This window comes from Methanofastidiosum sp., from assembly GCA_013178285.1.
Lineage (GTDB): Archaea > Methanobacteriota_B > Thermococci > Methanofastidiosales > Methanofastidiosaceae > Methanofastidiosum.
The window spans coordinates 41235-55641 of record JABLXD010000012.1 but is presented as its reverse complement, the minus strand read 5'-3'; the positions used below and the strand labels follow the sequence as shown (position 1 = coordinate 55641).

The following is a 14407-nucleotide window of genomic DNA, read 5'->3' as shown; positions in this document are numbered from 1 at the left end:
TAAGAAATAATAATTTCTATTTAAAGATTTTGAAGGAGAAGGTAATAAGAAAGCATACTGGCGATATGGCTGAAATAATACCTTCTCCCAATTTATTCTCTGCCAATCTATTTTTAAACCTTATGTAATCTTTGCAATCTTTAATATTCTGCTATTATTAACATTTCGTAATCTTCAGTTGTTAATTTGTCATCTCTACTAAATGCGCCTAATTTACATCCATATATGTCAACTTTTTTAAACCCTAGGGATTTTAATAACCACATCATTTCTGAGGGAACGTAGTACCTTTCATTAGCCTTTATTTTTTTAGTATTTCCATCGTCATCGGTAATCTCTATTATTGATTTATCTCTAAATGTCATTAAGTCAAAAGTATTATCTTGGCTTTTTCCATCAACGGAGTTGGAATTAATAAAATCTTTAACAGAATGGTATAAAGGAAAAAGTCCATTTAAAGTAGTAAGGATCAATTTCCCATTATCTTTTAGAGATCTACTTGCACTTTGTAGAATCATATAGTTCATTTCATCTGTTTCCATTAAGGAGAATCCACCTTCACATAGTATAAGGGCAAGATCAAATTCTTTTTCAAATTTTAAGTATCTAGCATCTGCCTTAATGAATTCAACTTTAACTTTAGCTACTTTGGCTTTTTGTTTTGCCATTTCTAGCATGCACTCGGATAGATCAATACCAGTTACATTATGCCCTCTTTTTGCAAGCTCAATTGAGTGTCTTCCTGTTCCGCATCCAATATCCAAGATTTTTTTTGATTTATCTTTTTTTATTTCCTTTTCGATAAAATCTATCTCGCCTATCGTACCTTTAGTAAATACTTCAGTTTCATAAGTTTGGGCATAATTCTCAAATAATTCTTCATACCACTTTGCCATAAAATACTCATCATTGAATTCTTTATATTATTATTGTCAATTTAGTATACTCCAAATTATACAATAAAAATTTAAATAATAATGCCCTTATTATAGTTCATGACAAATACAAATGAAGCTCCATGTTGCCCAAAGTTTGATCCTAAAGAATGGGATGAGAAAACGCATAAATGGAAGGATAAACTGTTCATTCAGGATAATGTTAGGCAGATTTTGCATAAGCCTCTTAACATTAGTGATGTCATAACAAGTATGTGGAACAAAGCACAAGAGGCTCAAGCAGGACCTGAAATTAAGGATTTCTTGTTGTTGGCTTATGACCCTTCTCCATGGATTTCGGAGCTTTACATGACTGTTACGAAAGAAGTTCCAAATGTAAAAAATGTTAGATTAAGTGGAACTTTCATAAGCAAAGTTTTCGATGGCCCATATAAAGATGTTCCTAAATGGATAAAAGAAATGAATAGATACCTTGAGAACAAAGGAAAAAAAGCTAAGAAATATTACTTTTATTTTACCACATGCCCAAAATGTGCGGAATACTATGGCCACAATTACGTTGTTACTTTTGCAGAAGTTTAATCAATATTTAAATAAAAAAAATAATTTAAATTATTTTTCTTTCCTAAAACAAATAAACCAGTCAAGACAGTATTTCCCTTCTTCCTTTTTTTCTACTCTTTCCTTTGCCATTCCGCATGAACCAGGAGGAGGAATTATTACATCGTCACCCGGTTGCCAGTTGGCAGGTGTTGCTATTTGTTCCTTGTCTGACTTCTGCATTGCTATAAGTAACCTCTTAATTTCTTGCATGTTTCTTCCATTTGATAGTGGATAGTAAAGAATTGCCCTTATTTTTGCTTTTGTATCTATCAAAAATACTGCTCTAACTGCCTGTGTAGTAGACGCATTTGGTTGGACCATCCCAAATTTCTTTGCAACATCCATACGTATGTCTTCTATTACGGGAAATGTCACTTCTATGTTTTTCATTCCTTTATACTCAATCTTTTCTTTTATAGTTCTTAGCCAGGCTATATGTGCATAAATGCTATCAATTGACAATCCTATTAATTCACAATTTAAATCCTGAAACTCTTTTTGCATTGATGCAAAAGTCATAAATTCAGTTGTGCATACAGGTGTAAAATCTGCTGGATGGCTGAAAAGTATTACCCACTTGCCTTTGTAATCTTCTGGGAAATTAATTTCCCCCATTGTTGTTTTTGCTTTAAACTTAGGGGCGTCATCCCCTATTAATGGCATGCTTATCGGTTCTTTACCTTCTTCTTCCATATATTCACCAACTCAACATATTTTTTATGTTGCTATACCTTTTGGGAATCAAATATATATAACTTTATACATTTTGAAATATAGCTATAGTCAGAAATAGTATAAATAATATTATTTTTTATGTAATAATAAGTATTAATTAAAGAATTTTAGATTTATGCTAATTTACTTAGAAAAGAAAAAATATTAATTATCTAATTTATATAACATTAGTAAAATTATAAAGTTGTATAAAAGAAAGACTTTTTAATCAATATAATATGGTAAAATCATGTGTCTAGCAGTTCCAGGTAAAGTTTTAGAAATTAAAAACACCGTTGGAATAGTTGATTTTAACGGGGTTAAAAGAGAAGTTAGATTGGATCTTGTAGATGTAAAAATTGGCGATTATGTTATTGTTCACACAGGTTTTGCCATTGAGAAGATGGATGAGAAAGATGCTCTTGAATCTCTTAATATCTGGAAAGAACTCCTTAAAAGTGAGGAGGATTATTAGTGGATTTATATAAGGATCGAAGTGCTTCAGATACGATAATAAGAAAAATATCTGAAATATCCAAAGATGTAGGGGATGTAAATCTCTGCCATGTATGTGGGACACATGAGCATGTGATTACCCATTATGGCATAAGAGCTTTATTACCAGAAAATGTTCAAGTTGTTTCGGGACCAGGATGCCCAGTTTGCGTCACGACACAAGGAGAAATAGAGGCCGCAGTAAAAATAGCTGAAAAAGGTGCAATTGTAACTACTTATGGCGATATGATACGGGTGCCTTCTAAGAGATCACTTTCAGATGCAAAAGCTGCTGGGCTTGATATTAGATTAGTCTATAGCATTAACGATTCAATTAATCTTGCCATATCAAATCCTAATAAAAAAATAGTTCATTTTGCTATCGGATTTGAAACAACTTGCCCTACAACTGCAGTTGCGGTTCTTAATTCTCCAGATAATTTTTTTGTTTTATCTGCACACAGAGTTATCCCTCCTGCAATGGATTTATTGTTAAGTAGCGGTAAAATTAATCTTTCAGGGTTTATCGATCCGGGTCATGTTTCTACAATAATTGGAACTAAACCTTATGAACCTATATCTAAAAAATTTAATGTTCCCCAGGTGATATGTGGCTTTGAACCAAATGATATCCTTATGGGAATCTACCTTTTATTAAAACAAATTAAAGAAAAAAGAGCAGAAGTTGAAAATGAATATATTCGTGGAGTTAGAACAGAAGGTAACACTAAAGCACAAAAATTGATGGAAAAAGTATTTGAACCTTGTGACATTCGATGGAGGGGATTTCCAGTAATACCCGGTTCTGGTCTATCCTTAAAAAATGAATTTTCTAACAAAGATGCGTACAAAGAATTTAATATTGGAATAGAAGACATACCTGAAGAAAAAGGCTGTAGTTGTCCGGAAGTTTTAAGAGCAGAAAAAACCCCCAAGGAATGTAAATTATTTGGAAATATATGTACGCCTCAAACTCCAAAAGGCCCATGTATGGTTTCAAGAGAAGGGGCATGTTATATATCTTTTAAATATGAAAAATCTTTCAGGTGAAAAATATGACAATAAAAGAAAATCCATCTTGTTCTTTTAATAAGGAATGTAGATATCCAAATATAGATAAAGAAAGTTTCTGTGATGAGATGTCCTCAGTTATAGGGGATGTCAGAATAGGAAAAGGAGTATATGTTGCACCTTTTGTTTCATTAAGAGCAGATGAAGGAACTCCTATAGTTATCGGAGATGAAAGCAATTTACAAGATGGAGTCATCGTTCATGCTTTAGAGCATACTTCCGTTGAAATTGGGAAGAAAACTTCAATAGCACATGGTGCAGTTATCCACGGGCCTACTAAAATTGGGGATAATTCTTTTGTTGGATTTAGGGCAGTAATTCATAGTTCACAAATTGGAAAAGAATGCTTCATTGGGCACGGTGCAATAGTCGTTGGAGTAAAAATTGGAGATAATAAATTAGTTCCTCATGGGGCCGTAATAACTGAACAAGAAAAAGCTGACAAACTACAAAATTCAAATAAAGACTTATTCAAATTTAATGAAGGAGTACTAAGTGTAAATGGTGAATTCGCAAGGGGGTACAGACTTTAATGGATGTTTGCCAAATACTGGGAGAGAAAGGTCTTGAAAAAGCTTTAGAATACTACAATGAAGATGAATTAACCAGCATTATAGAAAAACTAGAGCTTGAAAAATTATTGAAAATTCCAGGATTTGGTAAAAAGAAGGTATTGCAAATACAAAAAGAAACATTTGAAGCAAAGACCGGCAAAAAGTATGAAGATATACTTTTTGGTGATGCTTGGGAAATATATGAAGAAATAATTTCCATATTGGTGTCTTACCCAAAAACTGAGAGGTCAAGGAATAGATTTTATCTTTACATGCCCTTAAGGGATAAAGAATTAATATTAAAAAGATTAAACTATTGTAACAAAGCAAAAAACTTTGTTCAGAGTTTAACTAAAGAAGAAATTGACAATATTTTAGTATTTCTTGAAGGTATCTCTGATTTAAAGATCCCTTCTCTAAAAAAATTCAGAGACAGAGTTTTAATAACTGACGATGAGGAAATTTCATCTAAGACTAAATCAGAATATTACGATTCTATCTATGTTTCTTCACCCCATGAAACAAGGGGCGTTAGAGAAGATTACCCTTTGATATTTTATCTATACGGAAAAGATTCCAAACTTTATGACACACTTTCGGAAATATCTGATTTCTCAATAAATATCGATGATTTTTCTATCCGAGATATTGTTCCTGAAATATACATTGAACGCTTTATTGAAAATGCCCATAAAATAAAAATGATACTTGAAATGTACAAAGTACTCTACCAAATCAAAAACAGTAGGGGGATAGCTGCTGACGATGGTGCACAATTAGATGATTATGTTCAAAAACTTCAAAAGATTTCCGATACTGTTGAATCGTTTTCTAAAGGTAATTTTCCAGACGAGAGACTAACCAAACTAAAGGGAGCATTGAATCTTGAGGAAATGGTAAAAACAAAAGAGAAGGAAATCAACGAGAGATTCTCTAAAATTATTGAAAATCAGGATATCGGTATAGCAGGCAAAGATATATTGTCAATGCTTTCTGATATAAAACATTCCGACCCTCTGAAAGCTTTTCAGAGTTATATCCCAAAACAACTTGAGGACGCATATAGAAAAATCCTAAAGGAATCAATTGACGAGCTGAATAATAAAACCGGGCTAGATGTTTCAGAGCTTTTCCCGGAAGAGGTATCATTTCCGATAGAGGCAAACAGAAATGAGCTATTTGAAATTAAAGAAAATATTCGCAAGGAAATATCTAAGAGAGAATTTGAAATTAAGAAAGAAATGATGGATATAGCAGAACTTTGGGAGTTTTTAATTCAGAGAGTTGAAGAATGTTATGATATTGATTTTTTTGTAGCAATGGGAAGATTTGCAGTTGAAAATAATCTCTCGATGCCCAAAATATCTGATAAAGGCCTAAGTTTTAGAAATGGTAAAAATGTGCTAATTCAAAATTCCATCCCCATTACATATAAGGTTGGTACAACGGAAGATTCCATTGGCGGAAATGAAAATGTGATAATACTAACAGGTGCCAACTCAGGAGGCAAAACTACCCTTTTGAAACTTATACTTACTATCCAGATTCTTTTTCAAATGGGATTTTTAGTGCCTGCCGATAATTCATATACTTCTATTTTTGATGAGGTCGGATTCTTATCAAAACATAGGGGTGAATCAAGAGGGGCATTTGAAACTAGCCTTAAAAGACTAGTACCATTAGCAATTGAGGAAAAAAAGAGATTATTATTGATTGATGAACTCGAAGCAATTACTGAACCCGGTTCTGCGGCTAGAATAATCGGTACATTTCTAAATTTCTTAAGAAGTTCGAATACTTTGTGTGTTATCGTTACACATCTTGGGGAAGATATTTTATCCTCTATCAAATCAATAGAGGGAAAGTTACCTGAAGATATGAGGGTAGATGGTATAGAAGCAAAAGGATTGGATGAATCCTTAGAGCTAATTGTGGATAGACAACCAGTATTCTATAAAGCTGGAAAAAGTACCCCTGAATTAATTGTTGAAAGACTTTCCAAAACAACCGAGGGAAAAGAAAAAGAAATATATCAAAAAATGGTCGAGGTTCTAAGACAAAAACCATAACCTTTTTAATTAAATAAGTTCGTGTTTTTTCATGGGAGTTTATCAGCCTCAAGACTATGTTATCTATATAGGAATTCTTTTAGTCTTATTGGCTTTTGCATTAAAGTTTCTTTTCAACAAAATAAAAATCGATAAGACTTTCATAATTGCGATTTCACCTTATATGATAATGGCAGTAGCCCTTAGGGTATTGGCAGATGTCGGATTTTACGAAAGATCAAAATTCTGGAATATTACTCCTGGAGTGTATATAGTAACCTTCATTCTTGCATTTTCCATGATATTAGTTGGATTTGAACTTGAAAAGAGAAATATTGTGGCCTATTGGAAACTTCCTTTCACAGTTGGAATTATTGGAATGATCTATTTTTTAGTAAACTTAGTTCCTTTTTTTAACTATCCTTTGAGAATATTAGTTCCTATATCTATGGCTTTAGGGATAACATTAGCAGTATACTTTTTATCGACTTTATTTTATAAACCTCTTAAAGAGTTTGAGAACACTGCAATACTATTTGGCCATTTGCTTGACGGGTGTGCTACATTTATTGCAATTGATTATTATGGCTTTGGAGAAGAACACTTGTTGCCTCTTTTTTTAATTAATCTTTCCGGTACCGCTTTAGTTATGATACCCTTAAAATTAATATTGATCCTTGTTGTAATTTACTTACTTGATACCTTATACAAAGAAGAAAGAAAAAACTTTAAGGAAAAAGAAGTTTCAATTTTTAAATATAAATTTAAGCTTACAAATTTGATGATGAATAACTTTTACTTATCTATTAAAGTATTAATCTTCATACTTGGATTTGGCCCTGGATTTAGAAATGCTCTTTTACCATCCCTTTTTTGATTCAAAAGACTTATTAATAGTATCAAAGAGTTATTCTTATGGAAAATCCTATTCACATAATTAATCTTTCAAGAATGGTTGTAATGGGCTCAGACCTTTGGAGTTCAGTTAAAACAACTGTTGAGAAATTAGGATATAAAAATCCTGTCGTCCTTGATGATTCAATTACAAGAGGGATTGTTGGGAAAAAAGTATCTGACGACTTAAATTGTGACCACCACGAAGTGAAAACTGCTACAATGGCAGAAGTAGATTTAGTTGCTGATCTTTTGAAAAAAGGAAAATACGATATAGTTGTTTCAATAGGTGGCGGGTCAGTTATAGATGTTGGGAAGTTGGCATCATTTAATATTTCTATACCGTTTATTAGCTATCCAACTGTAGCTTCTCATGATGGAATAGCTTCCTCTAGAGCATCAATTAGAGATGGCGAAAAGAAATTATCAATTGAAGCGCAACCTCCTATTGCAATAATAGCAGACACAAAGATAGTATCTCAAGCCCCCTATCGTTTCATTGCTTCAGGGTGTGCAGATCTCATATCAAATTATACTGCTGTTTTGGACTGGCAACTTGCACATAAACTGAAAGGTGAATATTATAGCGAACATGCAGCATCATTATCCTCTATGAGCGCAAAGGTGACAATTGACAATGCCGATGTTATAAAAGAGGGATTGGAAGAATCGGCAAGAAAAGTTCTGAAAGGACTTATATCTTCTGGTGTAGCTATGAGTATTGCAGGCTCCTCCAGACCTGCATCCGGAGCAGAACATGCATTTGCACATGCACTTGACATGGTTGCAGAAAAGCCTGCAATGCATGGCGAGCAATGCGGAGTTGGATCTATAATGACAATGTACCTTCATAGAGAGGACAAATACAAAACAATCAAGGAAGCTTTAGAAAAAATAAAGGCACCAACAAATGCTCAAGAACTTGGGATTTCTGATAAGGAAATTATAAAAGCTTTAACAATGGCGCATAAAATTAGAGACAGGTACACAATACTTGGGGAAAGTGGGCTTACTGAAAGAGCAGCTACTAAACTTGCCAAAGTAACGGGGGTTATAGATTGATACTTACCCTCCTGCCCAAAAATCTTGCAAAGCCAGGATTTTCTTTTGTAGCTGGGAAGGGGGGTGATGAATGCAAAGAGTGCAGATTTTTCAAGACATGTGTTGAAAATTTGAAGCCTGGAAGGATATATACTGTTTTTTCAGTAAGAAATATTGAACACCCTTGTAAAATTCACGATTCAGGCGTTAAAATAGTTGAAGTAAAAGAATCTCAAATTGAAGCGGCAATCCCTAAAAAGTTTGCAATTGAAGGTGCAACAGGAATATTCTCATTCTCTTGTGATGAAAGATGCCAATACCATGATTTATGTATCCCAGATGGTATAAACATTGGCGATAAATTTCACATTATTGCAATCAAAGAGAAACTTGAATGTCCTATAGGCAATAATATCCAAAGAGTAATCCTGAAAAGAAAAGATTAGTAACTAGATCTAGATTTTTCTCCTCTAAATAGGATATCTAATACTATTATTGGGATCATTATTGCTATTGGCATAACAGATTTAGTTTTCTTTTTCATTTTTACCACTCTTAATTATTATTGTAAAGCAATAGTATATAAATTTTTCTATTTGTTGAATTATAATATTTTAATATATTTTTTTAATTATGAATATTAATGTTCATAACCAACATGGTTGAACTTTAACTTGTATTATTAGAGGGAATACTATAATCAAATAAGAATTTATTAGTTAATAAAATTAATAATAGTATATACTTAATTCACCTTGAATTTAATTCTTATTTATCATTAACATAACAAATAAAATTCAATGGTCTGGTATATTTTTATTATTGCTTTAAAATTATTCTCTTTTTTTGAATACTGATAGTAGTAACATTTATATATATTAACGTTAGAGATAATGATGGTGAGCATCAATGGAAGAAAATGCCGAAGAGGCCATTATAGAGTATCTTAAAGGTGTGAAAATAGGTGCTACTCCTTCAGAGATTGCTGATAATCTTAATATGTCTAGGGCCACCGCTGTAAAGTATCTTGAAATAATGAGGGCAATAGGATTAGTTGACTATAGAAGAATTGGTATGGCAAAAGTTTATTTTGTTGCAACAAAGCTCTCATATGCACAGCATGTTCTTCTCCGAAAAACTAGAGACTTGATAGAATCAATTAAAACTGCAGATGAGCACATTAAAGTGTTGGAGAAAATTCTCACTATACATATTAGTATAATGCAAACCTATAATGCCGAAGATAGAGAAAAGTTCATTAAACTATTCAACGATACAATCGACAAGATAAAAAAAGGGGAAAATACGGTAGGTAAATAAACTTTTTCTTGCAAGAAATCTGCTCCAATTTTATTTATAACAATAAAATTTATAATCCCTTTATATTCATTCAGAAATGGTGGAGTCGTTGAATTATACTAAATATGAAAAAGTCAGAATTATTGGGGCCAGAGCCCTTCAAATATCCTTAGGTGCACCCATATTAATTGAAACATCTATTCTTGACCCTATTAGAATAGCACAAGAAGAAATGAAGAATGGAGTAATTCCGATAACAGTTGTAAGGGATTAGCCTTATGGGCGTAAATCTGGGCGAAATAGTTCCCAAGAAGAAAATTGATATCTCTGATTTAAAGGGTAAAAGTGTGGCAATTGATGCCTATAATGCACTTTACCAATTTTTAGCAATAATAAGGCAAAGGGATGGTACCCCTCTGAAGAATTCAAAAGGAGACGTAACATCTCATTTATCAGGACTTTTCTACAGAAGCGTTAATTTTATTGAACAGGGAATTAGACCAATTTATGTTTTCGATGGAAAACCTCCTGAACTTAAATTTCAAACAATTGAAAAAAGAAAAGAAATTAAAGAAGAAGCGAGAGAAAAATATATTGATGCTAAATCAAGAGGGGATTTTAAAGAAGCGAAAAAATATTCCCAGATGACCTCCTCTTTGAAAGGAGATATGATTACTAGTTCTAAAGAATTATTAACTTCAATGGGGATACCTTATATTGAAGCACCCTCAGAAGGAGAAGCTCAGGCCGCATATGTAGTATTAAAAGGAGATGCCGATCTCTCTGCATCGCAAGATTACGATTCAATTCTCTTTGGAGCTCCTACATTGGTAAGAAATCTAACGATATCTGGAAAAAGAAAGATTCCTGGAAAGGATCTATTTGTAGATGTCGTTCCTGAAATTATAGATAACCAAGGTGTTTTAAATAATCTAAATCTTTCGAGAAAGCAATTGATTGAAGTTGCAATACTTATTGGAACGGATTATAACCCTGGAGGGGTAAAAGGAATTGGGCCTAAAAAAGCAATTGAAATTGTAAAAGATGGGAAATTTGGTGAATATGGAGAATTTGACCAAATTATTAATCTATTTTTAAACCCAGAAGTCACGGATAACTATAATATTTCATTTGAAAAATCAGATAAAGATAGAATTATAAAATTATTATGCGACAAATATGAGTTTTCTGAACTTAGGGTAGAAAAAGGGATAGAAAGAATTGATTTTTCTCTAGAAAATACTTTGAAGCAGAAAACTCTTGATATGTATTTCTAAATCTTAAATCTCTTTAATATATTTTTGATCTCTAGAGGTTCGCTGATAGTATAATCAACTATTGTTTTCAATTCATTTTTTCTCTTAGATTCACTTTCTAGTATTAAGAAACTCACATCGGCTTCTTCAAAAGCACCTTTATCATTAATATCGTCGCCGACCATTATAACCTGTTCATAAGTCTTTTTTAGATTTGATATAATCTTCTTCTTTCCGTCGGGATCCACCTGAGGGAAAACAAAGTTATCAACTATTCCAAGCCTTTTTGCTAGTGGGTAAACAGAACAAGGATTATCTCCAGTCGCAAGATATACATCCATACCTTCTGATTGAAGAAAATCAAATAATTCAAAGACTCCGTCCTTAATTTTTCCAGATGAAGCGACTATATATGTTATCATTTCTTTTTTTGAATCAACAACAACTCCGCATCCAACTAAGGTACAAATATCAAATTCTTTTTTTAATTTTTTTATAGTTTCATTAACTTCTTCGATAGTTATCTTTTCTGACCATTCAAGTATTTTATTTTTATCAATAACGGCAGTCGATCCCTTAAAAACAACTTCAAAGCCTAATTTTTGTTCTCTTATTGATTGGCCAAGGTTTTTTTTAGGGTCTTCTTGTAAAAAAGTAAGTCTTGGGTCTGTGGCTATAGTTACAAGGAAAAGATTTGGATCATCTTCAATTAGTTCTATACAAGATTTGTGGTAAATAAACTCGTTTTTTTCCAAATCTTTTGATACTCTCTTCGTATCAACAAGTGTTCCCGATTTATCAAATACTATTGCTATCATGGTGAACGTTTATTTTTACTTTTGAAATAATTTCATCAAGTTTTTCTTGAGGGCAGCTTTGCCCTCTAATTATTCCACTAACTATATCTACTACTCTTCCCTTTGTAGTTCCATTTTCATTGTTAACAGTCTTTACACCTATCTTTTCAAAATCTTCAAACGTAACAGGGGCTTGACATGCAACTATTGCATCAATTGGAACAAGATCTAGAATAAATTTGGATTTGTAAACAACATGAGTTCTAATATTCCCAAGATGAATTATTGCTAATTTAAATTCGTGTAATATTTCAACTTCTTTTTCTTCGATTCCAAATAAAACACTAACTCCAGAAGATGGAGCTTCAGGAGGAACACCATTGCCCGCATTTAACACCATAACACTTGTCTTAATTCCTGCTTCTCTCATTGCATATGTTATCTCGCATATTGGTTTTGTAATATGCCTCCTTCCAGGGCTCATTGCTATTGCTATAATATCTCTACCTGCATCCGCAAAAGTTCCCCTTTGGGCAAGTCCACCTCCAAGGCCCATGCCCCCGCCCATCCTACATTGGACCATATGGGTATTCCTTCCGATCATAGAATCAACTATACAACAGTTTAATTTATTATTTTAAAACTTTACTGTCAATACTCTATTTTTTGAATTATTATTAGAAAAGATTTATAAACGACTAATCGTCCTTTATGCAGATTAGAAGGTGGTTTTTTGCCTGAAGAATGTAAAGATGAGAGGAAAAAAATAGATGCTGTAATGACTGTAATGAATGCATGGGTTTATGGAATCGAAAAAACGGCAAACAGTTTTTTTGGAAAACCTGAAGCATTTTATAGGCAATGGATTATTATTTCTCTTCGACCTTTTATAGCCAAATGGAAAGAACTCGGAGCAGAGTTTAAATATGATCTTGAAGGTTTTGATGCTGCTAAAATGTATGTAGAAGAAGTTTCTAAAACTGGTTTCATGGAAAGAAAAGATCATGAAATCAAAGGTGACAGTGAGAATTTTATATACACTGTTCAAAAATGTCCTTACAATGAACATTGTAATATGCTTGTTACTGATGATAAAATAGAAAAACTAGCTTGTTTAAGAGCAATGGCCATTATCGGAGCAATAGAAAACTCAAAGCCAGGGGAATCAAAAAAGTGGGAATATAAACCACAATTCAAAAACGGTGGCCCATGTGTTATTGAGTTTAAGAAGATTAAGAAGTGAATTCGATGCTTTCAAAGCAAGAGAAGATTATTCTAAAGACACTCGGTAGTTTAAAAGGAGAATCAAACCCAGAAGAAATAGCAAGTATTTCAAATCTGCCTGAAGTTGCAGTTATGAGAACGCTCCTTTATTTATCAAGTAAAAATCTAGTTATTGTCGATGAAAAAGCTGTTTCTAATTTAGTCTTGTCAAAAGAAGGGAAGAAAAGTATTGAAAAAGGACTTATTGAAAAAATATTTGTCAGGAGTATAAACGATAAAATCTCATTAAATGAAATTGGGCTTTCCGAAGAAGAAAGAAATATTGCAATAGGGATGGCTAGAAGAAATGGCTGGATATCCATTGAGAAAATTAATGATTCCCTGTCATTTTCTCTAACAGACAAAGGAAAAATCGCTTTAAATGAAAAAACTCCCGAAGAGAATGCTTTAGAAGATATATCAAATAATAAAAAAGTTAATGATAATCTAGTAAATATTCTAATTAAAAGAAAACTTGTCGAGAAGAAAATAGATACTATCAGGAAAGTACATCTTACCGAATTGGGCAAAAGTGAAGTATCTAAGGGTATAGAGATAACTGAAGAAGTTTCAGAATTAACTCCTGAAATGCTAAAAAATCAAAGTTGGAGAGACATAGCTTTAAAGAGATTCGATGTTACTTCAAATGTCAAAGTAGTTTATCCTTCGAGAAAGCATTTTGTAAATCAAGCAATAGAATATATTAGGAAGATATGGCTAGAAATGGGATTCAAAGAAATGTCTGGGCCAATGATCGATACCTCTTTTTGGGTTTTTGACGCATTATTTCAACCTCAAGACCATCCCGCTAGAGATATGCAAGATACCTTCTTTATAGATTCTCCAAGGTATGGTGCAATTGATCCAAAATTATTAGATAAAATTTGTTCAATGCATGAACATGGAGGCAACATAGGTTCAAAAGGTTGGGGTTATGACTGGAACAAAAGAATTAGCGAAGAATACGTCTTAAGAACTCATACCACTTCCTTATCTGTAAGGACTCTTAGTAGTTTAAAACCTGAAGATTTACCTGCAAAATTTTTCTCAGTCGGCAAGGTTTTTAGAAATGAAAAACTTGACTGGAAGCACCTCTTTGAATTTTATCAGACTGATGGAATAGTTGTTGATGAAGATGCAAACTTTAAGCATTTACTTGGTTACCTTAAACGCTTCTTAAATAAAATGGGACACTCTAAAATAAGATTTAGACCTGCATACTTCCCTTACACAGAACCAAGTATAGAAGTTGATATTTATAATAAAGACAAAGGTGAGTGGGTAGAACTTTTAGGCGCAGGAATTTTCAGACCTGAAGTAGTAGTTCCTCTCTTGGGTAAGGACATACCAGTGCTTGCATGGGGCCCAGGATTTGGAAGACTCATAATGGACTATTACGGATTGACAGATATCAGGCAAAAATATATGAATGATCTTGAAATGATGAAAAAATTACCTATTTGGATAAAAGGATGA

At 32.7% G+C, this 14407-nt stretch carries 17 protein-coding genes; 13 read left to right on the top strand and 4 right to left on the bottom strand.

The annotated features are described in order from the left end of the window. Window positions 1–140 precede the first annotated feature (140 nt). A complete protein-coding gene (locus HPY60_05565) occupies window positions 141–896 on the bottom strand; it encodes a methyltransferase domain-containing protein (protein ID NPV50648.1) in 756 nt (251 codons plus the stop codon). A 99-nt stretch (window positions 897–995) separates the two neighbouring features. On the opposite strand from HPY60_05565, the gene HPY60_05560 reads away from it, so the two are divergent. Continuing rightward, window positions 996–1478: a hypothetical protein gene (locus tag HPY60_05560; GenBank protein NPV50647.1), complete on the top strand. Its 483-nt coding sequence runs from the start codon at window positions 996–998 to the stop codon at window positions 1476–1478. A 30-nt stretch (window positions 1479–1508) separates the two neighbouring features. Here HPY60_05560 and HPY60_05555 read toward each other — a convergent pair whose 3' ends face one another. Then, complete coding sequence (locus tag HPY60_05555) at window positions 1509–2192, bottom strand: peroxiredoxin (protein ID NPV50646.1); 684 nt, start codon at window positions 2190–2192, stop codon at window positions 1509–1511. Window positions 2193–2463: 271 nt separating this feature from the next. On the opposite strand from HPY60_05555, the gene HPY60_05550 reads away from it, so the two are divergent. The 10 genes from HPY60_05550 (at window position 2464) to HPY60_05505 (ending at window position 10892) form a co-directional block, all read left to right on the top strand. Then, window positions 2464–2688, top strand: coding sequence for a HypC/HybG/HupF family hydrogenase formation chaperone (locus HPY60_05550; protein ID NPV50645.1), 225 nt, complete (start codon window positions 2464–2466; stop codon window positions 2686–2688). Beyond that, window positions 2688–3758 carry a hydrogenase formation protein HypD gene (gene hypD, locus HPY60_05545; protein NPV50644.1) on the top strand — a complete coding sequence of 357 codons (1071 nt, stop codon included), beginning with the start codon at window positions 2688–2690 and terminating at the stop codon, window positions 3756–3758. Before HPY60_05550 ends, hypD begins: the two co-directional genes overlap by 1 nt. A 5-nt stretch (window positions 3759–3763) precedes the next feature. Continuing rightward, the gene (locus HPY60_05540) at window positions 3764–4312 is read left to right on the top strand and encodes a carbonate dehydratase (GenBank protein NPV50643.1); all 549 of its coding nucleotides are present in this window, start codon (window positions 3764–3766) and stop codon (window positions 4310–4312) included. Then, a complete protein-coding gene (locus tag HPY60_05535; GenBank protein NPV50642.1) occupies window positions 4312–6402 on the top strand; it encodes a hypothetical protein in 2091 nt (696 codons plus the stop codon). The genes HPY60_05540 and HPY60_05535 overlap by 1 nt, the downstream gene beginning before the upstream one ends. A 31-nt stretch (window positions 6403–6433) precedes the next feature. After that, window positions 6434–7258, top strand: coding sequence for a DUF63 family protein (locus HPY60_05530; GenBank protein NPV50641.1), 825 nt, complete (start codon window positions 6434–6436; stop codon window positions 7256–7258). Between the two features lie 50 nt (window positions 7259–7308). After that, on the top strand, window positions 7309–8337 hold the full coding sequence (locus HPY60_05525) for an NAD(P)-dependent glycerol-1-phosphate dehydrogenase (protein NPV50640.1): 1029 nt from the start codon (window positions 7309–7311) through the stop codon (window positions 8335–8337). Continuing rightward, a complete protein-coding gene (locus HPY60_05520) occupies window positions 8334–8762 on the top strand; it encodes a UPF0179 family protein (GenBank protein ID NPV50639.1) in 429 nt (142 codons plus the stop codon). Before HPY60_05525 ends, HPY60_05520 begins: the two co-directional genes overlap by 4 nt. Before the next feature lie 463 nt (window positions 8763–9225). After that, window positions 9226–9636 (top strand): helix-turn-helix transcriptional regulator, encoded by a 411-nt coding sequence (locus HPY60_05515; GenBank protein ID NPV50638.1) that lies wholly within the window; start codon window positions 9226–9228, stop codon window positions 9634–9636. Window positions 9637–9712: 76 nt separating this feature from the next. Further along, the gene (locus HPY60_05510; protein ID NPV50637.1) at window positions 9713–9889 is read left to right on the top strand and encodes a DNA-directed RNA polymerase subunit K; all 177 of its coding nucleotides are present in this window, start codon (window positions 9713–9715) and stop codon (window positions 9887–9889) included. A gap of 4 nt (window positions 9890–9893) precedes the next feature. Then, window positions 9894–10892 (top strand): flap endonuclease-1, encoded by a 999-nt coding sequence (locus HPY60_05505; protein ID NPV50636.1) that lies wholly within the window; start codon window positions 9894–9896, stop codon window positions 10890–10892. On the opposite strand, the gene HPY60_05500 is transcribed toward HPY60_05505, so the two are convergent. After that, window positions 10889–11689: a cation-translocating P-type ATPase gene (locus HPY60_05500; protein NPV50635.1), complete on the bottom strand. Its 801-nt coding sequence runs from the start codon at window positions 11687–11689 to the stop codon at window positions 10889–10891. The two genes, HPY60_05505 and HPY60_05500, sit on opposite strands and share 4 nt — an antisense overlap. Next, complete coding sequence (gene mcrC / locus HPY60_05495; GenBank protein ID NPV50634.1) at window positions 11670–12272, bottom strand: methyl-coenzyme M reductase I operon protein C; 603 nt, start codon at window positions 12270–12272, stop codon at window positions 11670–11672. Before mcrC ends, HPY60_05500 begins: the two co-directional genes overlap by 20 nt. Before the next feature lie 129 nt (window positions 12273–12401). Here mcrC and HPY60_05490 point away from each other — a divergent pair, with 129 nt between their 5' ends. Then, the gene (locus tag HPY60_05490; GenBank protein ID NPV50633.1) at window positions 12402–12911 is read left to right on the top strand and encodes a hypothetical protein; all 510 of its coding nucleotides are present in this window, start codon (window positions 12402–12404) and stop codon (window positions 12909–12911) included. 5 nt (window positions 12912–12916) lie between these two features. Continuing rightward, the gene (locus tag HPY60_05485; protein NPV50632.1) at window positions 12917–14407 is read left to right on the top strand and encodes a phenylalanine--tRNA ligase subunit alpha; all 1491 of its coding nucleotides are present in this window, start codon (window positions 12917–12919) and stop codon (window positions 14405–14407) included.

Coding starts and splice junctions, on each gene's coding strand:
- HPY60_05565 (NPV50648.1), bottom strand. CDS start 896: ATGGCAAAGTGGTATGAAGAATTATTTGAGAATTATGCCCAAACTTAT.
- HPY60_05560 (NPV50647.1), top strand. CDS start 996: ATGACAAATACAAATGAAGCTCCATGTTGCCCAAAGTTTGATCCTAAA.
- HPY60_05555 (NPV50646.1), bottom strand. CDS start 2,192: ATGGAAGAAGAAGGTAAAGAACCGATAAGCATGCCATTAATAGGGGAT.
- HPY60_05550 (NPV50645.1), top strand. CDS start 2,464: ATGTGTCTAGCAGTTCCAGGTAAAGTTTTAGAAATTAAAAACACCGTT.
- HPY60_05540 (NPV50643.1), top strand. CDS start 3,764: ATGACAATAAAAGAAAATCCATCTTGTTCTTTTAATAAGGAATGTAGA.
- HPY60_05535 (NPV50642.1), top strand. CDS start 4,312: ATGGATGTTTGCCAAATACTGGGAGAGAAAGGTCTTGAAAAAGCTTTA.
- HPY60_05530 (NPV50641.1), top strand. CDS start 6,434: ATGGGAGTTTATCAGCCTCAAGACTATGTTATCTATATAGGAATTCTT.
- HPY60_05515 (NPV50638.1), top strand. CDS start 9,226: ATGGAAGAAAATGCCGAAGAGGCCATTATAGAGTATCTTAAAGGTGTG.
- HPY60_05510 (NPV50637.1), top strand. CDS start 9,713: ATGGTGGAGTCGTTGAATTATACTAAATATGAAAAAGTCAGAATTATT.
- HPY60_05505 (NPV50636.1), top strand. CDS start 9,894: ATGGGCGTAAATCTGGGCGAAATAGTTCCCAAGAAGAAAATTGATATC.
- HPY60_05500 (NPV50635.1), bottom strand. CDS start 11,689: ATGATAGCAATAGTATTTGATAAATCGGGAACACTTGTTGATACGAAG.
- mcrC (NPV50634.1), bottom strand. CDS start 12,272: ATGATCGGAAGGAATACCCATATGGTCCAATGTAGGATGGGCGGGGGC.
- HPY60_05485 (NPV50632.1), top strand. CDS start 12,917: ATGCTTTCAAAGCAAGAGAAGATTATTCTAAAGACACTCGGTAGTTTA.